A 24,086-nucleotide genomic window follows, 5' to 3' on the forward strand; every position below is an offset into this window, starting at 1 on the left:
CCCCTCCCACACACCTCCAGTCGTCCGGTGGCCAACCCCCACCGGTCCGTGAAAGAGAAGGAAGAACCGGCATGTCCGCTCTCTCGAACCTGGCCGCCGTCTCCGGAGACCTCAAGGCCCTCGGCTCCATCGGTTACGGCCTCTCGGCCATCGGCCCCGGCGTCGGCGTCGGCATCATCTTCGGTAACGGCACCCAGGCCCTGGCCCGTCAGCCCGAGGCCGCCGGTCTGATCCGTACCAACCAGATCCTCGGCTTCGCCTTCTGTGAGGCGCTGGCGCTGATCGGCATCGTCATGCCGTTCGTCTACGGCAGCTGACGTTCTGGGACTCATAGCCCATTACGACGAAAGGCACTGATGTGAACGCGCTGGTAACCCTGGCGGCGGAGGAGCAGCAGAACCCGCTCGTCCCGCCCGGACCGGAGCTCCTCGTCGGGCTGATCGCCTTCGCCATCGTCTTCTTCTTCCTCGCCAAGAAGCTCATCCCGAACATCAGCAAGGTTCTGGACGAGCGCCGCGAGGCCATCGAGGGCGGCATCGAGAAGGCGGAGGAGGCCCGCACCGAGGCGCAGAGCGTCCTGGAGCAGTACAAGGCCCAGCTCGCCGAGGCCCGCCACGAGGCCGCGCGGCTCCGCCAGGAGGCGACCGAGCAGGGCACCGTCATCATCCAGGAGATGAAGGCGGAAGGGCAGCGGCAGCGGGAAGAGATCATCGCCGCCGCGCACGCCCAGATCGAGGCCGACCGCAAGGCCGCGGCCAGCGCGCTGCGTCAGGACGTGGGCAGGCTCGCCACCGAACTGGCGGGCAAGCTGGTCGGTGAGTCCCTGGAGGACCACGCCCGGCAGAGCCGCACCATCGACCGCTTCCTCGACGAGCTCGAGGACGGCGCATCGAAGGCCGAGGCCACGCGATGAACGGAGCGAGCCGCGAGGCACTGGCCGCCGCGCGTGAGCGTCTCGACGCGCTGACCGACAGCACCTCGGCCGACGCCGCGAGGCTCGCCGAGGACCTGGCCGCCGTCACCGCGCTGCTCGACCGCGAGGTGTCGCTGCGCCGGGTCCTGACCGACCCGGCGCAGGCCGCCGAGCGCAAGGCCGAACTGGTGCGGCAGCTGCTGACCGGACAGGTCGGCGGCACGGCCGTCGACCTGGTCGCCGGCATGGTCCGCTCCCGCTGGTCGCAGCCGCGCGACCTGGTCGACTCGACGGAGGAGCTGTCCGCCACCGCCGAGCTGACGCAGGCCGAGCGGGTCGGCGCGCTGGACGACGTGGAGGACGAGCTCTTCCGGTTCGGCCGGATCGTCGAGTCCAGCCCCGAGCTGCGCTCCGCGCTGACCGACCGGTCGGCGACGTCGGCCGCCAAGACCGGCCTGCTGAGGGACCTCCTCGGCGGGCGCGCGAACCCGGCCACCGAACGCCTGGTCGAGCGTCTTGTGACGCGGCCGCGGGGACGTAGCCTGGAAGCGGGCCTGCAGGCCCTGTCCCGGCTCGCCGCGGCGCGCCGGAACCGGCTGGTCGCCGTCGTCACGTCGGCGGTGCCGCTCACCGACCGGCAGAAGCAGCGCCTCGGCGCCGCCCTGTCGAAGCTGTACGGCCACCCGATGCACCTGAACCTGGACGTGGACCCCGAGGTCCTCGGCGGGATCTCGGTCCGCGTCGGTGACGAGGTCATCAACGGCACGGTCGCGGAGCGCCTCGACGAGGCGACCCGGCGGCTGGCGGGCTGACGGCACACGGACGTACGGCGCCGACGGCGCACGGCACGGGATCGCGAGCGGGCCCGGACCGGCGGACACCGGCAGGCAACAGAAATACGGCAAGACAGCGGCCCGGTTGGGCCGTGCAGAGATTGCAGAAGATTCCTGGGGTCACCCCCAGACCCCCAAAGAAACTTCGGGCCCAACAAGGAGAGCAGGGAACCCAGATGGCGGAGCTCACGATCCGGCCGGAGGAGATCCGGGACGCGCTGGACACCTTCGTCCAGTCGTACAAGCCGGACGCGGCCTCGCGCGAGGAGGTCGGTACGGTCAGCGTGGCCGGCGACGGCATCGCGAAGGTCGAGGGACTGCCCTCGGCCATGGCGAACGAGCTGCTGAAGTTCGAGGACGGCACCCTGGGTCTCGCCCTCAACCTCGAGGAGCGCGAGATCGGTTCGATCGTCCTCGGTGAGTTCAACGGCATCGAGGAGGGGCAGTCGGTCACCCGTACCGGCGAGGTCCTCTCCGTCGCTGTCGGCGAGGGATACCTGGGTCGCGTCGTCGACCCGCTCGGCAACCCGATCGACGGTCTCGGCGAGATCGAGACCGAAGGCCGCCGCGCCCTCGAGCTCCAGGCTCCGGGCGTCATGGTCCGTAAGTCCGTGCACGAGCCGATGCAGACCGGCTACAAGGCCGTCGACTCCATGGTGCCGATCGGCCGTGGCCAGCGTCAGCTGATCATCGGTGACCGCCAGACCGGCAAGACCGCCCTGGCCGTCGACACGATCATCAACCAGCGCGAGAACTGGCGCTCGGGCGACCCCAAGAAGCAGGTCCGCTGCATCTACGTCGCCATCGGCCAGAAGGGCTCCACCATCGCGTCCGTACGCGGCGCCCTGGAGGAGTCCGGCGCGCTGGAGTACACGACGATCGTCGCCGCCCCCGCGTCCGACCCGGCCGGCTTCAAGTACCTCGCCCCGTACACCGGTTCGGCCATCGGCCAGCACTGGATGTACCAGGGCAAGCACGTCCTCATCATCTTCGACGACCTCTCGAAGCAGGCCGACGCCTACCGCGCCGTCTCCCTGCTGCTGCGTCGCCCGCCGGGCCGTGAGGCCTACCCGGGTGACGTCTTCTACCTGCACTCGCGTCTGCTGGAGCGCTGCGCCAAGCTCTCCGACGACCTGGGCGCCGGTTCGATGACGGGTCTGCCGATCGTCGAGACGAAGGCCAACGACGTGTCGGCGTTCATCCCGACCAACGTCATCTCCATCACCGACGGCCAGTGCTTCCTGGAGTCCGACCTGTTCAACGCCGGCCAGCGGCCCGCGCTGAACGTCGGTATCTCGGTCTCCCGCGTCGGTGGTTCCGCCCAGCACAAGGCCATGCGGCAGGTCTCCGGCCGACTGCGCGTGGACCTCGCCCAGTACCGCGAGCTGGAGGCGTTCGCGTCCTTCGGCTCCGACCTGGACGCGGCCTCCAAGGCGTCGCTGGAGCGCGGCAAGCGCATGGTCGAGCTGCTGAAGCAGCCGCAGTACTCGCCGTACCCGGTGGAGGAGCAGGTCGTCTCCATCTGGGCCGGCACCACCGGCAAGATGGACGACGTCCCCGTCGAGGACATCCGCCGCTTCGAGAGCGAACTGCTGGAGAACCTGCGCCGCGAGCGCAAGGAACTGCTCACCAGCATCGCCGAGGGCGCCAAGATGTCGGACGACACGATCACGGCCATCGGCGACGCCGTCGCCGCCTTCAAGCGTCAGTTCGAGACGTCGGACGGCAAGCTCCTGGGCGACGACGCGCCGGCCGCCAACGCCTCGAAGTGACGACGGAAGGGACCTGACTCATGGGAGCCCAGCTCCGGGTCTACAAGCGTCGCATCAAATCCGTCACCGCGACCAAGAAGATCACCAAGGCGATGGAGATGATCGCCGCCTCGCGCATCGTCAAGGCGCAGCGCCAGGTGGCGGCCTCCACCCCGTACGCCACCGAGCTGACCCGCGCGGTCACCGCGGTGGCGACGGGATCGGCGACCAAGCACCCGCTCACCACCGAGGCGGCGTCCCCGTCCCGGGCCGCGGTCCTGCTCATCACGAGCGACCGCGGTCTGGCCGGCGGCTACTCCTCGAACGCCATCAAGTCCGCGGAGCAGCTCACCGAGCGGCTGCGCGGCGAGGGCAAGGAGGTCGACACGTACATCGTCGGCCGCAAGGGTGTCGCGTACTACAGCTTCCGCGAGCGCGCGGTCGCGGACTCGTGGGGCGGGTTCACCGACAACCCGACGTACGCGGACGCCAAGCGGGTCGCGGAGCCGCTGATCGCGGCGATCGAGCGGGAGACGGCCGAGGGCGGCGTGGACGAGCTCCACATCGTCTTCACCGAGTTCATCTCGATGATGACGCAGACGCCGGTCCAGAACCGGCTGCTGCCGCTCAGCCTCGACGAGGCGGCGGAGGAGAGTGGCACGAAGGGCGAGATCCTTCCGCTGTTCGACTTCGAGCCGTCGGCGGAGGACGTCCTCGACGCCCTGCTGCCGCGCTACGTCGAGAGCCGGATCTACAACGCGCTGCTCCAGGCCGCCGCCTCCAAGCACGCGGCCACCCGCCGCGCGATGAAGTCGGCGACCGACAACGCCGGAGAGCTCATCAAGACGCTCTCCCGGCTCGCCAACGCGGCCCGCCAGGCCGAAATCACCCAGGAAATCAGCGAGATCGTCGGTGGCGCCAGCGCCCTGGCCGACGCGACCGCGGGGAGTGACAGGTAATGACGACGACAGTTGAGACGGCCGTAGCCACGGGCCGCGTCGCCCGGGTCATCGGCCCGGTCGTCGACGTGGAGTTCCCCGTCGACGCGATGCCCGACATCTACAACGCGCTGACCGTCGAGGTGGCCGACCCGGCCGAGGACGGCAAGCTCAAGACGCTGACCCTGGAGGTCGCCCAGCACCTGGGTGACGGCCTGGTCCGCGCCATCTCCATGCAGCCCACCGACGGTCTGGTCCGCCAGGCCCCGGTGACGGACACCGGCGACGGCATCACGGTCCCGGTCGGCGAGATCACCAAGGGCAAGGTGTTCAACACCCTCGGTGAGATCCTGAACAAGCCCGAGGCGACGGCCGAGGTCACCGAGCGCTGGGCGATCCACCGCTCCGCCCCGACCTTCGACCAGCTCGAGTCGAAGACCGAGATGTTCGAGACCGGCGTCAAGGTCATCGACCTGCTGACCCCGTACGTCAAGGGCGGCAAGATCGGTCTGTTCGGTGGTGCCGGTGTCGGCAAGACCGTGCTGATCCAGGAGATGATCTACCGCGTCGCCAACAACCACGACGGTGTGTCGGTGTTCGCGGGCGTCGGTGAGCGTACCCGTGAGGGCAACGACCTCATCGAGGAGATGACCGAGTCCGGCGTCATCGACAAGACGGCGCTCGTCTTCGGCCAGATGGACGAGCCGCCGGGGACCCGTCTCCGCGTCGCCCTGGCCGGTCTGACCATGGCGGAGTACTTCCGCGATGTCCAGAAGCAGGACGTGCTCTTCTTCATCGACAACATCTTCCGGTACACCCAGGCCGGCTCCGAGGTGTCCACGCTGCTCGGCCGCATGCCGTCCGCGGTGGGCTACCAGCCGAACCTGGCCGACGAGATGGGTCTGCTCCAGGAGCGCATCACCTCGACCCGCGGTCACTCGATCACCTCGATGCAGGCGATCTACGTCCCCGCGGACGACCTGACCGACCCGGCCCCGGCCACCACCTTCGCCCACCTCGACGCGACGACGGTGCTCTCCCGTCCGATCTCGGAGAAGGGCATCTACCCGGCCGTGGACCCGCTGGACTCCACGTCCCGGATCCTGGACCCGCGGTACATCGCGCAGGACCACTACGAGGCGGCCACCCGCGTCAAGGGGATCCTGCAGAAGTACAAGGACCTCCAGGACATCATCGCGATCCTCGGTATCGACGAGCTCGGCGAGGAGGACAAGCTCGTCGTCCACCGGGCCCGTCGCGTGGAGCGCTTCCTGTCGCAGAACACCCACGTCGCCAAGCAGTTCACCGGCGTGGACGGCTCGGACGTGCCGCTCGACGAGTCGATCGCCGCGTTCAACGCGATCTGCGACGGCGAGTACGACCACTTCCCCGAGCAGGCGTTCTTCATGTGCGGTGGCATTGAGGACCTCAAGGCCAACGCCAAGGAGCTCGGCGTCTCCTGACCGCCGCGTTCCGTCGCGTTCCGAGGAGGGGGGCGGGTCGCAACCCGCCCCCCTCCGACGCACCCGACGACACCCCATAGAATCAATCCCAACACCCGGCGAAACGGCCGGGTGGTGACCCGAGGAGCCACCCTTGGCTGCTGAGCTGCATGTCGAGCTGGTCGCCGCGGACCGCAGTGTGTGGTCCGGCGAGGCCACCCTGGTCGTCGCGCGCACCACGTCCGGCGACATCGGCGTCATGCCCGGTCACCAGCCGCTGCTCGGTGTGCTGGAGTCGGGCCCGGTGACCATTCGTACGAGCGACGGTGGGACGGTCGTGGCCGCGGTGCACGGCGGTTTCCTCTCGTTCGCGGACAACAAGCTGTCGCTGCTCGCGGAGATCGCCGAGCTGGCGGATGAGATCGACACCCAGCGCGCCGAGCGTGCGCTGGAGCGCGCCAAGTCGGGTGACGACGACGCCGCGGAGCGGCGCGCCGACGTCCGGCTGCGTGCGGTGGCGGTGCGTTAGCGCACGGCGCCGATAGCGTTACCGCCGTACGGCCCGGGTCCGCCCGGGGCGTGCGGCGTCCTCAGCCGCGGCTCGTTCCGGACTCGTCCGGACCGGGTCGCGGCTGAGGCGATGGAGGTGCGGTTCCTGTTCGGTACGTGGACGAGGCGAGGAGGTCGGTGGTGATGGTCCTCGCTCTGCTTGTCTGCGGACTGGTCGTCGTGGCTGTGGCGGGAGGTCTGTTCGTCTTCGGACTGCGACGGCGCCTCATCCAGCGCTCCGGCGGCACCTTCGACTGCAGCCTGCGCTGGAACGTGCCCGAGGAGCCCGACCTCTCGGGCAAGGGCTGGGTGTACGGCGTGGCCCGCTACAACTCCGACCGGATCAACTGGTTCCGCGTCTTCTCCTACGCCCCCCGCCCGCGCCGCACCCTGGAGCGCTCCGCGATCGAGGTCCTGGCCCGCCGCGCGCCGCAGGGCGAGGAGGAACTGGCGCTGCTCTCCGACGCCGTCGTCCTCAGCTGCGCGCACAATGAGGTACGGCTGGAGCTGGCGATGAGCGAGGACGCGCTGACGGGCTTCCTGGCCTGGCTGGAGGCGGCGCCCCCGGGCCAGCGGGTGAACGTGGCCTGACCCGGGCCGAACCCGGGGCGTGCGCGGCGAAGGGCGGCGCCGATGGTGCCGGCGCCGCCCCCTTGGTGTCACACGGGTGCTGTGTCGTGCCGCGCGGTTATCCGAGGCCGCCGTTGATCGCGCTCACCAGCTCGCCGTTCGCCGTGTCACCGGTGAAGTCCCAGAAGAACGCGCCGCCCAGGCCCTGCTGTTTCGCCCAGGCCATCTTCGAGGTGACCGTGGCGGGCGTGTCGTAGCTCCACCAGTTGCTGCCGCACTTGGCGTACGACGTGCCGGCCACGGTGCCGGTGGGCGGACAGGTGTTCTTCAGGACCTTGTAGTCCTCGATGCCCGGCTCGTACGTGCCCGGGGCCGGGCCGGTCGCGGTGCCGCCCGGTGCCGCCTGGCTGACGCCGGTCCAGCCGCGCCCGTAGAAGCCGATGCCGAGCAGCAGCTTGCTCGCCGGCACGCCCTGGGCCTTGAACTTGGCGATCGCCTCCGCCGAGTTGAAGCCCGCCTGCGGGATGCCCGCGTACGAGGTGAGCGGGGAGTGCGGGGCCGTCGGGCCCTGGGCGGCGAACGCGCCGAAGAAGTCGTACGTCATCACGTTGAACCAGTCCATGTACGGGGCCGCGCCCGCGTAGTCGGACTTCTCTATCTTGCCGCCGGCCGAGGCGTCGGCGGTGACGGCGGCCGTGACGAGGTTGTTCGAGCCGAACTTGGCGCGCATGGCCTGCATCATGTTCTTGAACGCGGCCGGGCCGCTGGAGTCGCAGGACAGGCCGCAGGCGTTGGGGTACTCCCAGTCCAGGTCGATGCCGTCGAAGACGTCCGCCCAGCGCGGGTCCTCCACCAGGTCGTAGCAGGACTGCGCGAAGGCCGCCGGGTTCTGCACCGCCTGGCCGAAGCCGCCGGACCAGGTCCAGCCGCCGAAGGACCACAACACCTTGATGTGCGGGTACTTGGCCTTGAGCTTGCGGAGCTGGTTGAAGTTGCCCTTCAGCGGCTGGTCCCAGGTGTCGGCGACACCGTCGACGCTCTGGTCGGCGGTGTACGCCTTCTCGATCGCGGCGAAGGAGTCGCCCATCGCGCACTTGCCGCCGGTGACATTGCCGAACGAGTAGTTGATGTGCGTGATCTTCTCGGCCGAACCGGAGCTCGCCACGTTCTTGACGTGGTAGTTCCGGTTGTAGATGCCCCACTCGGTGAAGTAGCCGAGCTTGATCTTGCTTCCGGTACCGGGGTCGGTGTTCCCGGTGGTGCGCACCGCGCGGGCGCCGCTGACGGGGCCGGTCTGGTCGGCGGTGTCGCGCGCCTGGACGGTGTACGAGTAGTCCGTGCCGGCCCGCAGGCCGGTGTCGGTGTAGGTCGTGCCGGTGACCGTGGCGACCTTCGCGCCGTCACGCAGCACGTCGTAGTTCTTGACGCCCTTGTCGTCGGTGGCGGCGCTCCAGCCCAGGGTCACCGAGGTGTTGGTGACGGCGCTCGCGGTGGGGGTGCCGGGCGCGGAGGGCGGGGCGTCACCGGGCACGCTCGGGCCGCCGTCGCAGGAGGCTCCGTTGAGCTTGCAGGACGCGGGGGAGCCCGTGCCGGTGCCGTTGAAGCCGAAGCTGATGGAGGCGCCGGGGGCGAGGGTGCCGTTCCAGGACTTGTTCTTGGCGGTCCAGTGGGTGCCGGAGCCGGTGATGTCGGCGTCCCAGCCGGAGGTGACGGCGGTACCGGAGGGGAAGTCCCACTCGACGGTCCAGGAGGCCAGGGAGGTGGTGCCGGTGTTCTTCACCGTCCACTTGCCCTCGAAACCGGTGCCCCAGTCGGAGACCTTGGTGTACGTGGCGGTCGCGGAGGCGGCGGCCTGTGCGGGCGTGGCCAGCCCCACGAGGGCGGCGAACGGCAGCAGCAGCGCGGTGAGGCCCGCGACGGTTCGGGATCTGAGACGGCGTCCGTGGGGGACTGATCGGGTGTTCACGGGTGTGCTCCTCGTGACATGAGTACAGGACAGGAGAACGGGGATGGTCCGTGCACTGCTCACACCGGGTCGGCGTACGCCGGTGTGTGCCGCGAGAGTAAAGAGGTCTGGACCACTCGTCAATAGGTCCAGACCATGTCGGGGTGGGTTCGGACCGGGCCGGAGCGTGCCGGGCGGGCCGTGGCCACACCGTCCGGCGGCCGGGGACGGCCCGCTGGACGGCCGCCGTCCGCCGTCGGTCAGGCGCCTGGCGCCGGGCCCCTCAGAGGCCCAACTCCTGGGCCAGCACCGCCGCCTGGACACGGCTGCGCAGGTTCAGCTTGCCGAGCAGCCGGCTCACATGCGTCTTCACGGTCGCCTCGGCCATCTCCAGGCGTACCGCCGTCTGCGCGTTCGACAGTCCCTCGCCCAGGCAGGCCAGCACCTCGCGCTCCCGGCGGGTCAGCGGGTCCAGCACCGACAGGTCCGGCGCGTCCTCGTCGCGCGCGGGCCGCGCCGGGGCGGCGAACTCCGCGATCAGCCGGCGCGTGACGGCGGGCGCGATCAGGCCCTCGCCGCGCGCCACCGTCCGTACCGCCGTGAGCAGGTCCGCGGCCTCGGCGTTCTTCAGCAGGAAGCCCGCCGCCCCCGCCCGCAGCGCGCCGAAGACATACTCGTCCAGGTCGAACGTCGTCAGCACCAGCACGTCCGCCAGCCCCTCCTCGACCACCCGCCGGGTCGCCGACACCCCGTCGAGACGGGGCATCTGCACGTCCATCAGCACCAGATCGGGCCGCAGCGCGCGGGCCAGCGCGACCGCCTCCTCGCCGTCCGCCGCCTCCCCGACGACCTCGATGTCCCGCGCGCTGCGCAGGATGAGCACCAGCCCCGCCCGTACCGCCGACTGGTCCTCCGCGACCAGCACCCGGATCGTCATGCCGTCTCCCACGCCTCGTCGACGGGCAGTTCGGCCCGCACCCGCCAGATCTTCCCGCCGTCGCCCCCGGTGACGGCACCCGCCTCGAACGCCCCGTGCAGCAGTTCGACCCGTTCGCGCATCCCCACCATCCCGGACCCGGAGCCGGGTGCGCGCGGTCCGGGCCGGTCGCCGAACGGGCTGTCGACGCGTACGGTCAGGGCCCGCCGGGACCGCGTCAGCGCGACGGTCACCGTGCCCGGCACCGCGTGCTTGAGCGCGTTGGTCAGGGACTCCTGAACGATCCGGTACGCGGCGAGCTCGACCGGCGCGGGCAGGGGGGCGGCCGTGTCGCGCCGGTCGTCCAGGGTGAAGCTGAGCCCGCTGGACGCGCCGTTGGCACCGGCCTGCTCCAGCAGCGAGTCCACCGCCGCCAGTGTCGGGGCGGCCGACGGCTCCGCCTCGTCGCCGGGGTCCCGCAGCAGCCCGATCAGCCGGCGCATCTCCGCCAGTCCCTCCACACTGTTCGTCCGGATCACCCCGAGCGCGTCCCGCGTGGTCCGCTCGTCGTCCAGGGACAGCGCTGCCGTGGCGTGGATGGCGATCGCCGAGAGGTGGTTGGCGACCATGTCGTGCAGCTCCCGGGCCATCCGAGCGCGCTCCGCCGTCACCGCCTGGGCCCGGTCCGTCTCCGCCAGCAGCGCGGTCTGCTCGGCCCGCAGCCGCGCGGTCTCGGCGGCGTCCCGGTGGCCGCGGACGGCGGAGCCGGTGATGGCGGGCAGAAAGCTCACCACGCCGGTGGCCACGCCGATCAGCAGGCTCTCCGGCTTCTGGAGCCAGCCGAGGAAGCCGATCGTCATCGCGATCGTGATCAGCCCCGTGGTCCACGGGATGCGGCGGGCGGCGGCGGGTGTCCCGTACACCACCGCCGCGTACATCAGATCCGTGAACATCAGTACCGTCGCCACGCTGCCGGTCGTGAACAGATCCGCGACGAGCGCGACCGTGCCCACGAGCAGCGCGGGCGACGGCATGCTCCGGCGCAGCAGCTCCAGACAGGCGACGACGACGAGCGGTACCAGGACCCAGGGCCCGGGGAGCAGCGTGCCCCCCTGGGTGTGCAGGCCGAGGGTCCACAGGGCGAGGCCGCCGAGCAGTCCGAGCACGGCGATGGCGATGTCGTCGCGGTGCGGCCTGACCGGTCGGAGCGGCCGGAAGAAGGCGATCACCCGTCCATCAAACACGTCCCGCCGCGCGGGGGCCTCCTCAGTGGGGGTGAGGGCGCGCTGCATCGAAGGGTGCAGTCCCGCGCCGTCACGTTTCGGCACCGCCGACGACGACAGGCGGCCGGGCGGGCGGGAGCCTGGAGGCGTTGTACGGGGAGACGGGGGAGAGGGAGGGAGCACAGCCGTGATCGTCACGCTGATCGTGATCTGCGAGGTCGGCTTCTGGGTGCTGCTGGCGCTGGGGCTGGCCCTGCGCTACGTCGCACGGATGCCCCGGCTCGGCGCGGGGGTGCTCCTGCTGGAGCCGCTGCTGGAGGTCGTCCTGCTGATCGTGACGGCGATCGACCTGAAGAACGGCGCGGAGCCCGACATGAAGCACGGTCTCGCGGCGCTCTACATCGGCTTCACCGTCGCCTACGGCCACTACACCGTCAGCTGGGCCGACGCCCGGGTCGCCCACCGCTTCTTCGGCGGACCGCCACCGGTGCCGGCCCCGGCGTACGGCAGGGCCCGCGCCGTGCACGAGGGCAAGCTGTGGCTGCGCACGGTCCTGGCCGCGGCCGTCGCGACCGCCCTGCTCCAGCTCGCGGCGTGGTACGTGGGTGACGCGGGCCGGACGGGTTCGCTGACGAGCTGGCAGCTCACCGCGGCCCGTGCGGCCGGGATCCACGGCCTGATCGCCCTGACGTACGCGGTCTTCCCGAAGAAGGCCCCGAAGGAGCCCGGGGAGCCGGTACGGGTGGAACGGCCACCGTCGGGAACGAAGCGCTGAGCGGCGGTCGCGGCGCTCGTCGCGGTGTCAGCGTTCGCCGCCCGGGACCCAGAGGACGTCCCCGACCTCCTTGTTCGCCGCGCGCGCCAGAATGAACAGCAGGTCGGAGAGCCGGTTGAGATACGTCGCCGTCAGCTCGTTCATGGTCTCGCCGTGCGACTCCAGCGCCGCCCAGGTGGAGCGCTCGGCGCGGCGCACGACCGTGCACGCCTGGTGCAGCAGGGCGGCGCCCGGCGTGCCACCGGGGAGGATGAAGCTGCGCAGCTTGTCCAGGTCCGCCAGATAGCGGTCGCAGTCCGCCTCCAGCTTGTCGATGTACGACTGCTCGACGCGCAGCGGCGGGAACTCGGGGTTCTCGGCCACCGGCGTGGACAGGTCCGCGCCCACGTCGAAGAGGTCGTTCTGGACGCGGACCAGCACCTTCACGATGTCCTCCGGGAGGTTCCCGAGGGCGATCGCCGTGCCGATCACCGCGTTGGCCTCGTTCGCGTCGGCGTACGCGGCGATGCGCGGGTCGGTCTTGGCCGTACGGCTCATGTCGCCGAGCGCCGTCGTGCCCTTGTCCCCGGTCCGGGTGTAGATGCGCGTCAGATTGACCATGGGGCCAGCCTAGTCGGGGGAGGAGCGCCAGCCAGGCGCCCGCCCGTGGGAAGACCTTCGGCAGATGGTGCGGGGACGCGAGCCCGAGGCGGTGTCGCGGGAAGCCCTCGTGCTGCTCGACGGCATCGAGGACGTCCTGGGCGAGCCGGTTCGTACGTACGGAGTGCGCGAGGGCTGACCGGCGTCCCGGCGGCCGGACCGGTGTGACGTCCGTCATGTGAGACGTGACGCGCATCTCTACACCGTTACAGCAAGCACTTGCTGACGCTAATCTCCGCTCTGGAGGGCAGAAGTGAACAGGCGTTACGACCTGTGCCGGACCGTGCGCGCCCGCACGCGGCCCGCGCGTGGCGTGACGTCCGTCGCGCGGCTCCCCGCCGAGTGACCCGCGCGCGGGGGCCGTTCGCGCCACTCGTCCTCCGTGCCGGCCGGGCTCCGCTTTCCCTCCCGCTCGATCGCTCGCTCAGCCGCAGTCCGAGAAGAACCGAAAACGAAACGTGGGGTGCGTCGTGGCCAGGAAACTCGCCGTCATCGGGGCCGGACTGATGGGATCCGGGATCGCCCAGGTCGCCGCGGTGGCGGGCTGGGAGGTCGTCCTGCGCGATGTCACCGACGCGGCCCTGACCAAGGGGACGGACGCCATTCGGGACTCGCTCGCCCGGTTCGTGGGCAAGGGCAAGCTGGAGGAGGCCGACGCCGACGCCGCGCTCGCCCGCGTCAGCGGGACCACCGACCTGGACGCCGCCGCCGACGTGGACATCGTGGTCGAGGCGGTCTTCGAGCAGCTCGACGTGAAACACGAGATCTTCCGTGCGCTCGACAAGATCGTGGGGGAGCGGACCGTGCTCGCCTCGAACACCTCCGCCATCCCGATCACCAAGATCGCGGCGGTGACCGGGCGCCCGGAGCGGGTCGTCGGTACGCACTTCTTCTCGCCCGTGCCCATGATGCGGCTGTGCGAACTCGTGCGCGGCTACAAGACGAGCGACGAAACGCTCGCCACCGCACGGGAGTTCGCCGAGTCCCTGGGCAAGACATGCGTCGTCGTCAACCGCGACGTGGCGGGCTTCGTGACCACCCGGCTGATCTCGGCGCTGGTGGTCGAGGCCGTCAGACTCCACGAGTCGGGGGTCGCGTCCGCCGAGGACATCGACACCGCATGCCGACTGGGGTTCGGCCATGCGATGGGGCCGCTCGCCACCGCCGATCTGACCGGCGTCGACATCCTGCTGCACGCGACCGGCAACATCTACGCGGAGACCCAGGACGAGAAGTTCGCGCCGCCGGAGCTGATGCGGCGCATGGTGGACGCCGGTGACATCGGGCGCAAGAGCGGACAGGGGTTCTACACGCACTGAGCCCGCGAGGAACACTCGCTGACCCGTCACGCGCCGGCCCGGCCGCGCTGCCGCGCCGCCCTTCGCCCCTCTGGGTGAATTCGGTATCGGTTCGCTCACGGACGGCAACTTCTTCGGTCGCGTGACAGTCAGTTGTTGAAAGACAGAACAGACTACGGAGAACAGCAGCACTCTCGGGGAGCGCATATGCACATCAGGGGCGACCACGCCGAGCTGGTCGTCGGGGGCCGCCTCGACGTACGCAGCGCGGCGGACGCCCGTACGGTCCTGCACTCGGCCGTCGACGACGGCGCCGGCGACCTGGTGCTCGACCTGACCGAACTGGACTCCTGGGACGCCACGGGACTCGGCGTCATCATGGGAGCCCACCGACGAGCGGGGCGGTGCGGCCGGAGGCTTGTGCTGCGCGGCGTTCCGCCGCAGATGCAGCGTTTGCTGGTGGCCACCCGGCTGCACCGCATCCTCGCCATCGAGGGCGGGATCGCCGCGGAGTCCCTGCCGTGGGTCTGACCGGCCCGCTCAGGGAAGGACGGCTGGTGACCGGGCCGCTCGACACGATCCTCACGGGACCGTGACCTTCAGGACCCCGCGGGCCCCCCGCTGTTCATGGATACTGGGCGCACGTCTAGTGCCGCGACCGGCAGGGTTTGCCCGTCAAGGAGCGGCGTCCGGTGCGTGTGATCGCAAGGCGGCCACAAGCCCAGGTAGCTCCGCTACCTGGGCTTGTGGCCAACGCGGCGAACGCGCGTGCCGGGCGTCGCGACGGGGCAAACGTTGCCGGGAGGGGCACTAGGGTCGGCGTGTCCGCAGACCGACGGACCGACCGACAGAGCAGGCACCGGACCAGAAGCGACAGATGGGCGTGCGCGGCCGGGGGGCGACCGTATGCCACGATCTGGGGGGCTTTCACCATGGACCCGATAAGCCGGGGACCTGAAGAGTACGGCCATGACGGCGGTCACGGCGACGAGCGCCCCGGGGGCGAACGTCGCGATGGCGAACGCCTCGTGGGGAGCGAGAGCGGGACATCGGCCGCGGACACCGGCACCGGCCCGGCGGCGGGTTCACGTGCGGACGCCGCCGGGCACGACGACTCCGCGGCGCGGGAGCGACACGGCGCGAGCGACCCGTACGGCACGAACGCTCCGCACGGCGCGGACGGCAAGAACGCCTCGTACGGCGCGGACGCCTCGTACGGTACGGGCTCCGCGTTCGACGCGGGCGACTCGCACGGTACGGGCGTCCCGAACGACGTTCTCCGCGAGGGCGGTTCGGGCGCGGAGGCCGACGCGGACACCGACCCGGAGCGACCGCCGCGCGCGCTGATCATCCCCGGTGTGACGCCCCTGGCGCCGCCCGCCGCGCCCGCCGTCCCCGCCGGGAGCGGACTGACCCACCTCGCGGGAGCCGTGCCCCCGCCCGTCCGCACCCTCCAATTGGTCTCCGGCGACTTCCTGCTGACCGTCAATCCCGTCGACGGCAGCGAGATCGAACTCTGCCCGCCCGGCCGCCGGCCCGGCGCGCCCGCCCGGCGCACCGCGGAGGAGCGCGCCGACCACCAGCGGGCCGGCCGGCCGCCGGTGCCCGCGGGGCCCGTCGCCCCGCCGCTGCCCCTGCTGGAGCGCGCCGAGGAGCGGGAGCGGCTGGTCGGCCTGGTCTCGCGCGGCCGTTCCGTCCGGCTGGTCGGCCCCGCCGGTTCCGGACGTACGGCGCTGCTCGACGCCGTCGCCGCGGACTGCGCGGATCTCGCCCCCGACGGGGTCGTACGCCTCTCCGGCCACCACCGCACCGCCACCGAGCTGCTGTACGAGCTGTACGCGGCCGTCTTCGACTCGGCGCTGCGCCGACCCGACCGCGCCGTACTGCTCGAACTGGTCGGCCGGATCGGCGCGGTGGTCGTCCTCGACGACCTGGAGCTGGGCGGCGAGGCGCTGGACGAACTGCTCGCCGCCACGCCCGAGTGCGCCTACCTGCTGGCGCCCGCCCCCGACGCCGATCCGCCCTCCGCCGACGCGGGCCTCGACGAGGTCGCCCTCGGCGGGCTGGGCCGCGGGGCCTCGCTGGAACTGCTGGAGCGCGCCGTGGACCGGCCGCTCACCGACGAGGAGGCGAACTGGGCGGGCGACCTCTGGTTCGAGTCCGAGGGGCTGCCGCTGCGCTTCGTCCAGGCGGGCGCGCTGCTGCGCCAGCGCGACCAGCTGCGCGGCGCGGCCGACGCCGCGGACGAGTTCGAACCGTTCGAACGCCCCGCCGACGACGCGAAGTTCGGCGCGCCCGAGTCCTACGACACACCGCTGCCGAGTGTCGGCGAGGGCGCCGCGCCCGCCGCTCTGCTCGCGTCCCGGCTGAGCGAGTCCGCCAGGGCCACCCTGCGTTTCGCCGTCGCGCTCGGCGGCGAGGTCCCGCACCAGGCGCACCTGCCGGCCCTGACGGGCGACACCCACGCGGACGCCGCCGTCGGCGAACTGATGAGCTGTGGGCTGCTGACGCCGGTCGGCCCGCGCTACCGGCTCGCCCCCGGGGTCGCGGGACAGCTGGAGCGGGACGGGTACGGCGACGACGCCGTGGCGCACGCGCTGACCGCCGCGCAGCACTACACCTGGTGGGCCGGGCACCCCTCGGTCACGGCCGAGCGGGTGTGCGCGGAGGCGGACGCGGTGCTCGCCACACTGGCCCCACTGATCGCCGGGCAGGAGCCGGGGCGGGCGAGCGCGGCCGTACTGCTGGTCCGCAGCGCCGCGCCCGCGTTCCTCGCCGGGCTGCACTGGGGCGCCTGGGAGCGGGCGCTGCGTTCCGGCTGCGAGGCGGCGCGACTGGCCGGTGAGGTGGCCGAGGAGGCGTACCTCCACCATGAACTGGGCGTCCTGGCACTGTGCGTGGGCAACCCCGAGCGGGCGCGCGCGGAGCTGGAGGCGTCCATCGGCATGCGCGGTGCCGTCGCCGACAAGAGCGGTACGGTCGCCGGCCGGCGGGCGCTGGCCCTGGTCACGGACCGCGAGAACGCGGCGGCCGGTCCAGGCGGTACGGGCGCCCGGTCGCCGGCGGTACGGCTCGACGAGCGGGCCGCACCGGCCGTGGCGGCCCTGCCGGGGCCGCCCGCCTCCCTCGGCCCGGCCGGCGCGCCGGGGACGGGAGCGACCGGGGCGGACGACACCGGTTCCGGCGCGGACGTGACCCTCGTGACCAGGCGCGACATCCCGGTGGTTGCTCCGGCTGCCGCCGCGACCTCCGCCATGAGGTCCGGCCCGGTGCCGCACACCCCGGCCGGGCGGCGGCCCGGTGCGTCCCGGCGCGGCGCGGCGTTCACCGGAGCCCGCCGCAACCTGGTGGCGGCCGGCGCGGGAGCGGTCCTCGCGGCCGTCCTGGGCACGGTCGTCACCCTGGGCGCGACCTCCGGCAACGACAACGCGAAGAACGACAAGGTCCGTACGGAACAGTCCACCGGCACCGACGAGGGCGAGGGCGGCCTGCCGGCCGAACAGCCCGTGGACGACACGACGTCGGGCCCCGGCGACCTCCTGCCCGAGCCGGGCGCCACCGGTGTGGCGAGCCCGAGCGGTGGCACCCCCTCCGGCTCGCCGTCGCCGTCGGACAGCCCCGCGCCGAGCGGTTCCTCCGAGGACGGCGACCCGACGACGCCGGACACCCCGGCGGACCCGCCCGAGGACCCCGCGTCGCCGTCCGGCCCGGCGGAGCCCTCGGACCCGAAGCCGACCTCGGAGGACCCGCCGCCGTCGGGGGAGCCGTCGGACCCGGAGCCCACCCAGTCCGAGGAACCGCCCCCGTCCTCCCCGGAGACCACGGCGAGCGGTACGTCCCCGAGCCTCACCGCGGGGGCGACGGAGACGGCGACGGAGACGGCACCGTCCGAGCAGGTCGTCTGAGCCAGTTCGTCCGAGCCGGGGCGTCCGAGCCACGGCTCCGGAGCGACATGACACGGCGACAGGCCCCCTGCCGGTGTTTCCACCATCGGCAGGGGGCCCGTCGCTTTCTGGCGCCGGGAGGGGCACCAGCTCCCGTAGGACTACAACGTGAAGGACCGCTCGGAACTCTAGAACAGCTTCAGCTTGTCGTCCTCGATGCCCCGCAGCCCGTCATAGTCCAGCACCACACACCCGATTCCCCGGTCCGTGGCCAGCACCCGGGCCTGTGGCTTGATCTCCTGGGCCGCGAACACCCCCCTCACCGGGGCCAGATGAGGGTCCCGGTTCAGCAGCTCCAGATAGCGTGTGAGCTGCTCGACACCGTCGATCTCGCCGCGTCGCTTGATCTCCACGGCGACCGTCGCGCCGGCGGCGTCCCGGCACAGGATGTCCACCGGGCCGATGGCCGTGGGGTACTCGCGGCGGATGAGGGTGTAGCCGTCCCCGAGTGTCTCGATCCGGTCCGCCAGAAGCTCCTGAAGGTGCGCTTCTACGCCGTCCTTGATGAGACCCGGATCGACGCCCAACTCGTGCGAGGAATCGTGGAGAACTTCCTCCATCGTGATGATCAATTTCTCGCCCGCTTTGTTCACGACCGTCCAAACGCCGTCATTCTCGCCCGCACCTTCTTTGAGCGTGCACGGCGGTGACATCCAGTTGAGGGGTTTGTACGCCCGGTCATCGGCGTGGATGGACACACTGCCGTCGGCCTTGACCAGGATGAGGCGGGGGGCGGAGGGCAGGTGGGCGGTGAGACGACCCGCGTAGTCGACGGAGCAGCGGGCAATGACGAGGCGCATGGGCGGCACGCTACTCGACCTCCGCCCCGGCGCGCGATTCGCCCCGGAAGCCCCGTTCGTTAATGGCCGGTTGTGTTCCCAATCTCCTGGTGCGGTCCGGACAGCGCGCATAACGTGGCAGCTGCAGGTCGCCGCCCGTGCACGCTGCGTGTCGGTGCCTTCTTCCCTGCCCGTAAGGCCCCGCCCCCGGGGTCGCGAGAGGAGAACCCATGTCGCTCGACGTCTCACCGGCACTGTTGGAGCAGGCCGAGCGAGGCGAGGTCGACGAAGCGGACTTCGTCGACTGCGTCCGGACCTCCCTGCCCTATGCATGGGAGATGATCAGTTCTCTGGTGGCACAGCTGAAGGTGGACGGTGGACAGTTCGCCGACAACCAGACGCCCCCGCCGGACGAGCAGGCACGTGGTCAACTGCTGCGCGCGCTCGCCAGCGACGCGATCCGCGGCGCGCTGCAACGGCACTTCGGAGTGCGTCTGGCGTTCCAGAACTGCCACCGTGTCGCGGTGTTCCCGCTGGACACCTCGGTCGACGAGCGGCTGGGCCGCTTCACCTCCGTCCGGGCCCAGCTGCTCAACCAGTCGCCGGAACTGCGGGACTGCTGACGCGCGGGCTCGCCGGCGCGTGTGACGTATCGTGCTGCCGCTCCGCATCGCCGAGGCACCCGGGTGCTGGAGCGGCAGCGTCCCGGAGACGGACATCCGGGCGGGACACACTTCGGCCGGCACTCTCGGCCGGGACACTTCGGCAGGGAACTCGCGGGGCCGAGCCCTGAGCGGGACTCCGGCACCGCGCCGTCCGCCGGCCAGGAGGCATTTCGCGACGCACTCCGCGCGCCGGTCCAGGGACGGCCGCCGCTCAGCCGAGCAGGGGCAGGACCTCGGCTCCCAGCCGCCGTACGTTCTCCTCCGTGGCCGCCAGGTCCCCCGAGCCCTCCACGAGCAGCGCGAAGCGCCGGATGCCGGTGCGTTCGGCCGTCGTCGTGAGGCGGTCGGCGGCCAGCCGGGGCGTCCCCACCGGATGCAGGCCGCACAGCAACTCCGTGTAGGCCATCGGGTCCCGCATGGTCCGCGCCCGGCCGTCGACCGTGACATGGGCGCCGAGGCCCTGCCGCAGCCAGCCGGGCATCGACTTGGCGAGTGCCTCCACCGCCGCGCCCCGGCAGTCCGCGATCTGCGCGACACCGGCCGAGACGTGCGGCGCGTCCGCGATCTCCCCCGGCGAGCGGCCCGCGGCACGGGCGTGCCTGCGCCACAGGGCGACCATGTCCGCCTTCTCCTCGTCGCCACAGTGCATTCCGAGCAGCATCGGCAGGCCGCGCTCGGCGGCCAGCTTCACCGTCCTCGGCGAGGTGCAGGCGATCAAGGTCTCGGGGCCGGAACCGGCGTCGGACCGTGCACCGGCGTCGGACCGTGCGCCGGGGCCAGGGCCGGGTCCGGAGCCCGGGGCACCGCCGGCGCGGGCGACGGCCGGGCGCGCTCCCGTCCCGTCCGCCCACAGCGCGTCCAACTCGTCCGGGCGCGGTACGACCGGTACCTCACGGAAGCTGAATCGTTCTCCCGAAGCCGACACGCGCGGTTCCCGCAGCCAGCGGATCAATAGATCGAGCGATTCGGGGAAGTCGTGTTCGTACGCCCGCAGGCCCGTGCCGAACACCTCCAGATCGACCCAGGGGCCGCCCCGGCCCACGCCGAGCGTGAACCGTCCGCCGGACAGGAGGTGCAGCAGCGCCGCCTGCTCGCCGAGCGCCACCGGGTGCACGTTGGGCAGCACGCTGACCGCCGTGCCGACCCGGATCCGGCGCGTACGGCCGAGGAGCACCCCGGCCAGGGTCACGGCCGACGGGCAGACGCCGTACGGCACGAAGTGGTGCTCCGCCAGCCAGACCGAGTCCAGCCCGGACGCCTCGGCGACCTCCGTGGTGCGCACCGCCCGGTGCAGCGCCTCCCCCTGTCCCTGGCCCGGGAACTGGGCGGCCAGTACAAAAGCTCCAACGCGCATCGCCTCTTGCCTCCTCGCGGCCGACGCGGCTCCCCCTACGGGCAACAACGTCTGACACGTGCCAAAGGCACGGCCAGGCCCTGAAGTTCTTGCGATTGTCCGGTAAGTGCCTTCTGCGTGCTGCGGTATCCCCCGATCCGGGCGGCGCCTGCCCCCGCGATCGCGCCGTACGCTGGAGTGGAACCGTGCCGTCTGCCCCGTGAGGTGTCCTGTGTCCCCGCGCCGCAACCGCCCCCGAGGCGGCGACAAGACGCCCGGCCGAGCCCCGGAGCCGGGGGACCGGTACGGGGGGTTCCAGCGGACGGAGTCCTGGCAGGGCGAGGAGTGGGCCGTTCGCCATGTCGCCGGCGCGAGCGCGGCGGGCAAGCGCTACCGCTGCCCCGGGTGCGACCAGGAGATCCCGTCCGCCGTACCGCACGTGGTGGCGTGGCCGGAGTACGGCGGCGTGGACGACCGGCGCCACTGGCACCAGGCGTGCTGGAACGCGAAGGACCGCCGCACCACCCGGGTGCAGCGGTCCAGGAGCGCGCCCCGGTACTGAGCGGCGGCCGCTGAGGATCCCTTACGGGAGCCGTGGCCGTGTCGGACGCTCACGTGGTCAACGGCCCGTACCCTCACGCGTCGCGTCGGTGGAGCGACCACAGCGCGCCGGCCATGGCGGCAGCCGTCGCCGCGATCATGAGCCACAGCGACCACCAGCCGGACGGGCTCGGCAGACCGGTGGGGTTCTCGTACAGGGACACGAGCAGCATCGGGATCGAGTACTGGTACAGGAAGTCGCGCACCGCGACGAGCGAGGGACTGCTCGCCATGAACAGTGCCAGCACGGGCGGCAGCAGGACGAGACCGATCATGATCGTGACGGCCCCCGCGGAGTGCCGGATCAGCGTGCCGATCGCCAGGGCGAACAGGCCGAGGGTGGCCAGGAACAGGCTGACCCCGACCGTCGCCTGGAGCCATTCGCCCCCGGTGGGCGGCGGCCCGTTCAGGATCGAGGTCTGGAGCGCGCCCGTCAGCGTCGTGGTCATCAGCGAGATCACGAACACGAGCACGAAGTAGACCACCGACTTGGCGCCCAGCACCCTGGCCCGGCTGGGGCACGCGGTCAGGGTCGTGCGGACCAGGCCCGTGCCGAACTCCGACGTCATGGTGATCACACCGAGCGTGATCACACAGATCGAGCTCAGCATCACCCCGAAGAACCCCAGGGGGAGCACGGTCTGCTCCGGATACCCGCTATCCGTCCAGGCGAGCGACAGCGCGATGAACAAGCCGAGGCCGAGCATCAGGGCGACCATGACGCCCAGGGTCCAGAGAGTGGACCGGACAGAACGGATTTTGGTCCACTCGGCGAGCAGCGCATCGCCGAAATGGGCCCGGCGGACGGGGATCGGCGAGGTGTAACCGTCGGCGGGAGCGCCCTCCGCCCGCTGCCGGTATGGGGGCGACGGGGTCGACGGGACGGACGGGATCGGCGGGGTGGTCATCGGGGGTCCTCGTCGCTGTCGCGGCCATCGTGTCGCGTCGGGTCTCCGCCGGCGGGCGCGGCCGTGCCGTTCGAGTACGGCCGCGGCACAACCGCTCCGGGCGGCGGCGGGGCGTAGAAGCCCTCGTGCGGTACGTCGGGCACGGGGGTGGGACCGTACCCCTGGGGCACCCCGCCGTACGGGCCGAGGTCCGGCGGTTCGAACCCCGCCAGTTCGTCGGCCGTCGAGCGGTAGTCCACGGCGCTCTGCGTCAGCCGCATGTACGCCTCCTCCAGGGACGCCTGGTGCGGGGAGAGCTCCCACAGCCGTACGTCCGCCGCGTGCGCGAGATCGCTGATCCGGGGCAGCGGCAGCCCCGTGACGCGCAACGCCCCGTCCGGCTCGGACAGCACCCGGCCGCCCGCCTCCGTGAGCGACGACGTCAGCTTCTCCCGCTCCCGCGGGTCGGTCCCCGGCGTGCGCACCCGCGCGAAGTCCGCGGAGTTGGCAGATATGAAGTCCTTGACGCTCATGTCGGCCAGCAGCCGCCCCCGTCCGATCACGATCAGATGGTCGGCGGTGAGCGCCATCTCGCTCATCAGGTGCGAGGAGACGAGGACCGTACGGCCCTCGGCGGCCAGCTGTTTCATCAGGTTGCGGACCCAGAGGATGCCCTCGGGGTCGAGGCCGTTGACCGGTTCGTCGAACAGCAGCACCTGCGGGTCGCCCAGCAGCGCGGCGGCGATGCCGAGCCGCTGGCCCATGCCCAGCGAGAAACCCTTCGTACGCTTCTTGGCGACGTCCCTCAGACCGACCACGCCGAGCACCTCGTCGACCCTGGTGGCGGGGATGCCGGAGAGCTGGGCCAGCGAGAGCAGGTGGTTGCGCGCGCTGCGTCCGCCGTGCACGGCCTTGGCGTCGAGCAGGGCGCCGACCTGGCGCGGCGCGTTGGGCAGCAGGCGGAACGGGTGCCCGCCGACCGTCACCCGGCCGGACGTCGGATTGTCGAGACCGACGATCATCCGCATCGTGGTGGACTTGCCGGAGCCGTTGGGGCCGAGGAACCCGGTCACGTGCCCGGGCCTCACCTGGAAGGAAAGGTTGTCCACGGCCGTCTGGGCGCCGTAGCGCTTCGTCAGGCCGACTGCCTCGATCATTCTCCAGCCCCATCGACAGGTCAGGTCGTCCGGGACCGTGGCCGGAACCGACCGGGCGGGCCCCCGTAAGAGTTACGAGGATATCCACGCGCCGACGGTTCCGGCCACGTCGCTCCGTTCCGGCCGGGCCGGAGCCGTCCGGACCCGCTCAGGCGTCGCGCTTCTTCAGCACCACGTAGCCGCCCACCAGGGCCGCGACCACCCACAGCGCCATGATGCCCAGGCCGCCCCACGGACCGTACGGCGCCTTGGCCGAGTCCATGGCGTCGGGCAGCACCTGCATGATCTTGGATCCGGCCTGGTCGGGGAAGTACCGCGCCACCTTCTTCGCGACCGGGACCGCCGACAGGATCTGCGAGACCAGGAAGAAGAACGGCATGAGGATGCCGAGCGAGAGCATGGAACTGCGCAGCATCGCCGCGACGCCCATCGAGAAGACGGCGATCAGCGCCATGTAGAGCCCGCTGCCCACGACCGCGCGCAGCACGTTCGGCTCGCCGAGGGTCGTGCCGTGGTCACCGAGCAGCGCCTGGCCGAGGAAGAACGCCAGGAACCCGGTGACCAGCCCGGTGACCAGGGCCAGCACGCCCGCCACCAGGATCTTGGAGAAGAGGAAGGTGGCGCGTTGCGGGACGGCGGCCAGCGAGTTGCGGATCATGCCCGAGCCGTACTCGGAGCCGATCACCAGGACGCCGAAGACCACCATGGCCAGCTGTCCGAGGGCCATCCCGGAGAAGCTGGTGAACGTGGGGTCGAAGGTCGCCTGCTGGGTGGGCGGCAGCTCGTCGAAGCTCGAACGCAGCAGTGCCGAGAGCGCCGCGCCCAGGGCCACGGTCACCACCAGGGCGCTGATCAGGGTCCAGGTGGTGGAGGAGACGGTACGGATCTTGGTCCATTCCGAGCGGAGGACCGCGGGTATCGATGCCATG

General features: G+C 71.6%; 23 protein-coding genes. 14 read left to right on the forward strand and 9 right to left on the reverse strand.

Translation table 11 applies throughout. The annotated features are described in order from the left end of the window. Positions 1 to 71 precede the first annotated feature (71 nt). The 8 genes from atpE to ACU6P3_RS24010 all read left to right on the forward strand — a co-directional run bounded on the left by atpE (position 72) and on the right by ACU6P3_RS24010 (position 7,017). Entirely contained in the window at positions 72 to 317 is a 246-nt protein-coding gene (gene atpE / locus ACU6P3_RS23975) for an ATP synthase F0 subunit C (protein ID WP_030749165.1), read from the forward strand. A 41-nt stretch (positions 318 to 358) separates the two neighbouring features. Beyond that, positions 359 to 913 (forward strand): F0F1 ATP synthase subunit B, encoded by a 555-nt coding sequence (locus tag ACU6P3_RS23980; protein ID WP_030749167.1) that lies wholly within the window; start codon positions 359 to 361, stop codon positions 911 to 913. Beyond that, a complete protein-coding gene (locus ACU6P3_RS23985; protein ID WP_344268502.1) occupies positions 910 to 1,725 on the forward strand; it encodes a F0F1 ATP synthase subunit delta in 816 nt (271 codons plus the stop codon). Before ACU6P3_RS23980 ends, ACU6P3_RS23985 begins: the two co-directional genes overlap by 4 nt. Before the next feature lie 197 nt (positions 1,726 to 1,922). Next, positions 1,923 to 3,518 (forward strand): F0F1 ATP synthase subunit alpha, encoded by a 1,596-nt coding sequence (atpA, locus tag ACU6P3_RS23990; protein ID WP_447194058.1) that lies wholly within the window; start codon positions 1,923 to 1,925, stop codon positions 3,516 to 3,518. A gap of 20 nt (positions 3,519 to 3,538) precedes the next feature. Continuing rightward, positions 3,539 to 4,456, forward strand: a complete 918-nt coding sequence (locus tag ACU6P3_RS23995; protein ID WP_447194059.1) for a F0F1 ATP synthase subunit gamma — start codon at positions 3,539 to 3,541, stop codon at positions 4,454 to 4,456. Further along, the gene (gene atpD / locus ACU6P3_RS24000; protein WP_344268511.1) at positions 4,456 to 5,898 is read left to right on the forward strand and encodes a F0F1 ATP synthase subunit beta; all 1,443 of its coding nucleotides are present in this window, start codon (positions 4,456 to 4,458) and stop codon (positions 5,896 to 5,898) included. The genes ACU6P3_RS23995 and atpD overlap by 1 nt, the downstream gene beginning before the upstream one ends. Before the next feature lie 133 nt (positions 5,899 to 6,031). Beyond that, entirely contained in the window at positions 6,032 to 6,406 is a 375-nt protein-coding gene (locus tag ACU6P3_RS24005; protein WP_030749181.1) for a F0F1 ATP synthase subunit epsilon, read from the forward strand. 164 nt (positions 6,407 to 6,570) lie between these two features. Further along, entirely contained in the window at positions 6,571 to 7,017 is a 447-nt protein-coding gene (locus ACU6P3_RS24010; RefSeq protein WP_344268515.1) for a DUF2550 domain-containing protein, read from the forward strand. Positions 7,018 to 7,114: 97 nt separating this feature from the next. On the opposite strand, the gene ACU6P3_RS24015 is transcribed toward ACU6P3_RS24010, so the two are convergent. From ACU6P3_RS24015 to ACU6P3_RS24025, 3 genes are all read right to left on the reverse strand, one after another. Beyond that, the gene (locus ACU6P3_RS24015; RefSeq protein ID WP_447194060.1) at positions 7,115 to 8,962 is read right to left on the reverse strand and encodes a glycosyl hydrolase family 18 protein; all 1,848 of its coding nucleotides are present in this window, start codon (positions 8,960 to 8,962) and stop codon (positions 7,115 to 7,117) included. Between the two features lie 262 nt (positions 8,963 to 9,224). Continuing rightward, on the reverse strand, positions 9,225 to 9,878 hold the full coding sequence (locus tag ACU6P3_RS24020) for a response regulator (protein WP_344268521.1): 654 nt from the start codon (positions 9,876 to 9,878) through the stop codon (positions 9,225 to 9,227). Further along, positions 9,875 to 11,149 carry a sensor histidine kinase gene (locus tag ACU6P3_RS24025; protein ID WP_447198044.1) on the reverse strand — a complete coding sequence of 425 codons (1,275 nt, stop codon included), beginning with the start codon at positions 11,147 to 11,149 and terminating at the stop codon, positions 9,875 to 9,877. The genes ACU6P3_RS24020 and ACU6P3_RS24025 overlap by 4 nt, the downstream gene beginning before the upstream one ends. Positions 11,150 to 11,267: 118 nt before the next feature. Here ACU6P3_RS24025 and ACU6P3_RS24030 point away from each other — a divergent pair, with 118 nt between their 5' ends. After that, positions 11,268 to 11,855: a hypothetical protein gene (locus ACU6P3_RS24030; protein ID WP_447194061.1), complete on the forward strand. Its 588-nt coding sequence runs from the start codon at positions 11,268 to 11,270 to the stop codon at positions 11,853 to 11,855. A 27-nt stretch (positions 11,856 to 11,882) separates the two neighbouring features. Here the strand turns inward: ACU6P3_RS24030 and ACU6P3_RS24035 are convergent, their stop codons facing one another. Continuing rightward, positions 11,883 to 12,455, reverse strand: coding sequence for a cob(I)yrinic acid a,c-diamide adenosyltransferase (locus ACU6P3_RS24035; RefSeq protein WP_447194062.1), 573 nt, complete (start codon positions 12,453 to 12,455; stop codon positions 11,883 to 11,885). A gap of 509 nt (positions 12,456 to 12,964) precedes the next feature. Between ACU6P3_RS24035 and ACU6P3_RS24040 the strand changes: the two genes are divergently transcribed. From ACU6P3_RS24040 to ACU6P3_RS24050, 3 genes are all read left to right on the forward strand, one after another. Continuing rightward, a complete protein-coding gene (locus tag ACU6P3_RS24040; RefSeq protein ID WP_447194063.1) occupies positions 12,965 to 13,813 on the forward strand; it encodes a 3-hydroxyacyl-CoA dehydrogenase family protein in 849 nt (282 codons plus the stop codon). Positions 13,814 to 13,999: 186 nt separating this feature from the next. Beyond that, entirely contained in the window at positions 14,000 to 14,323 is a 324-nt protein-coding gene (locus ACU6P3_RS24045; RefSeq protein WP_030749213.1) for an STAS domain-containing protein, read from the forward strand. A gap of 497 nt (positions 14,324 to 14,820) precedes the next feature. Next, positions 14,821 to 17,697, forward strand: a complete 2,877-nt coding sequence (locus ACU6P3_RS24050) for an ATP-binding protein (protein ID WP_447194064.1) — start codon at positions 14,821 to 14,823, stop codon at positions 17,695 to 17,697. 167 nt (positions 17,698 to 17,864) lie between these two features. Here the strand turns inward: ACU6P3_RS24050 and nucS are convergent, their stop codons facing one another. Beyond that, positions 17,865 to 18,536: an endonuclease NucS gene (gene nucS, locus ACU6P3_RS24055; protein WP_447194065.1), complete on the reverse strand. Its 672-nt coding sequence runs from the start codon at positions 18,534 to 18,536 to the stop codon at positions 17,865 to 17,867. A gap of 209 nt (positions 18,537 to 18,745) precedes the next feature. Between nucS and ACU6P3_RS24060 the strand changes: the two genes are divergently transcribed. Beyond that, positions 18,746 to 19,138: an SCO5389 family protein gene (locus ACU6P3_RS24060; RefSeq protein WP_030749221.1), complete on the forward strand. Its 393-nt coding sequence runs from the start codon at positions 18,746 to 18,748 to the stop codon at positions 19,136 to 19,138. A 253-nt stretch (positions 19,139 to 19,391) separates the two neighbouring features. Here ACU6P3_RS24060 and ACU6P3_RS24065 read toward each other — a convergent pair whose 3' ends face one another. Beyond that, on the reverse strand, positions 19,392 to 20,534 hold the full coding sequence (locus tag ACU6P3_RS24065; RefSeq protein ID WP_447194066.1) for an LLM class flavin-dependent oxidoreductase: 1,143 nt from the start codon (positions 20,532 to 20,534) through the stop codon (positions 19,392 to 19,394). Between the two features lie 211 nt (positions 20,535 to 20,745). Here ACU6P3_RS24065 and ACU6P3_RS24070 point away from each other — a divergent pair, with 211 nt between their 5' ends. Next, on the forward strand, positions 20,746 to 21,075 hold the full coding sequence (locus ACU6P3_RS24070) for an Rv1322 family protein (protein ID WP_447198045.1): 330 nt from the start codon (positions 20,746 to 20,748) through the stop codon (positions 21,073 to 21,075). Between the two features lie 73 nt (positions 21,076 to 21,148). On the opposite strand, the gene ACU6P3_RS24075 is transcribed toward ACU6P3_RS24070, so the two are convergent. The 3 genes from ACU6P3_RS24075 to ACU6P3_RS24085 all read right to left on the reverse strand — a co-directional run bounded on the left by ACU6P3_RS24075 (position 21,149) and on the right by ACU6P3_RS24085 (position 24,085). Continuing rightward, positions 21,149 to 22,021, reverse strand: a complete 873-nt coding sequence (locus ACU6P3_RS24075; RefSeq protein ID WP_447194067.1) for an ABC-2 transporter permease family protein — start codon at positions 22,019 to 22,021, stop codon at positions 21,149 to 21,151. Beyond that, positions 22,018 to 23,157: an ABC transporter ATP-binding protein gene (locus ACU6P3_RS24080; protein ID WP_447194068.1), complete on the reverse strand. Its 1,140-nt coding sequence runs from the start codon at positions 23,155 to 23,157 to the stop codon at positions 22,018 to 22,020. The genes ACU6P3_RS24075 and ACU6P3_RS24080 overlap by 4 nt, the downstream gene beginning before the upstream one ends. Before the next feature lie 148 nt (positions 23,158 to 23,305). Next, a complete protein-coding gene (locus tag ACU6P3_RS24085) occupies positions 23,306 to 24,085 on the reverse strand; it encodes an ABC transporter permease (RefSeq protein ID WP_447194069.1) in 780 nt (259 codons plus the stop codon). Position 24,086: the final 1 nt, after the last annotated feature.

The organism is Streptomyces hebeiensis (genome assembly GCF_052983195.1).

What these genes read in the sequence shown, in the direction of transcription:
- atpE (WP_030749165.1), top strand. Translation starts at nt 72, where the DNA reads ATGTCCGCTCTCTCGAACCTGGCCGCCGTCTCCGGAGACCTCAAGGCC.
- ACU6P3_RS23985 (WP_344268502.1), top strand. Translation starts at nt 910, where the DNA reads ATGAACGGAGCGAGCCGCGAGGCACTGGCCGCCGCGCGTGAGCGTCTC.
- atpA (WP_447194058.1), top strand. Translation starts at nt 1,923, where the DNA reads ATGGCGGAGCTCACGATCCGGCCGGAGGAGATCCGGGACGCGCTGGAC.
- ACU6P3_RS23995 (WP_447194059.1), top strand. Translation starts at nt 3,539, where the DNA reads ATGGGAGCCCAGCTCCGGGTCTACAAGCGTCGCATCAAATCCGTCACC.
- atpD (WP_344268511.1), top strand. Translation starts at nt 4,456, where the DNA reads ATGACGACGACAGTTGAGACGGCCGTAGCCACGGGCCGCGTCGCCCGG.
- ACU6P3_RS24010 (WP_344268515.1), top strand. Translation starts at nt 6,571, where the DNA reads ATGGTCCTCGCTCTGCTTGTCTGCGGACTGGTCGTCGTGGCTGTGGCG.
- ACU6P3_RS24020 (WP_344268521.1), bottom strand. Translation starts at nt 9,878, where the DNA reads ATGACGATCCGGGTGCTGGTCGCGGAGGACCAGTCGGCGGTACGGGCG.
- ACU6P3_RS24025 (WP_447198044.1), bottom strand. Translation starts at nt 11,149, where the DNA reads ATGCAGCGCGCCCTCACCCCCACTGAGGAGGCCCCCGCGCGGCGGGAC.
- ACU6P3_RS24035 (WP_447194062.1), bottom strand. Translation starts at nt 12,455, where the DNA reads ATGGTCAATCTGACGCGCATCTACACCCGGACCGGGGACAAGGGCACG.
- ACU6P3_RS24045 (WP_030749213.1), top strand. Translation starts at nt 14,000, where the DNA reads ATGCACATCAGGGGCGACCACGCCGAGCTGGTCGTCGGGGGCCGCCTC.
- nucS (WP_447194065.1), bottom strand. Translation starts at nt 18,536, where the DNA reads ATGCGCCTCGTCATTGCCCGCTGCTCCGTCGACTACGCGGGTCGTCTC.
- ACU6P3_RS24060 (WP_030749221.1), top strand. Translation starts at nt 18,746, where the DNA reads ATGTCGCTCGACGTCTCACCGGCACTGTTGGAGCAGGCCGAGCGAGGC.
- ACU6P3_RS24065 (WP_447194066.1), bottom strand. Translation starts at nt 20,534, where the DNA reads ATGCGCGTTGGAGCTTTTGTACTGGCCGCCCAGTTCCCGGGCCAGGGA.
- ACU6P3_RS24075 (WP_447194067.1), bottom strand. Translation starts at nt 22,021, where the DNA reads ATGACCACCCCGCCGATCCCGTCCGTCCCGTCGACCCCGTCGCCCCCA.
- ACU6P3_RS24080 (WP_447194068.1), bottom strand. Translation starts at nt 23,157, where the DNA reads ATGATCGAGGCAGTCGGCCTGACGAAGCGCTACGGCGCCCAGACGGCC.
- ACU6P3_RS24085 (WP_447194069.1), bottom strand. Translation starts at nt 24,085, where the DNA reads ATGGCATCGATACCCGCGGTCCTCCGCTCGGAATGGACCAAGATCCGT.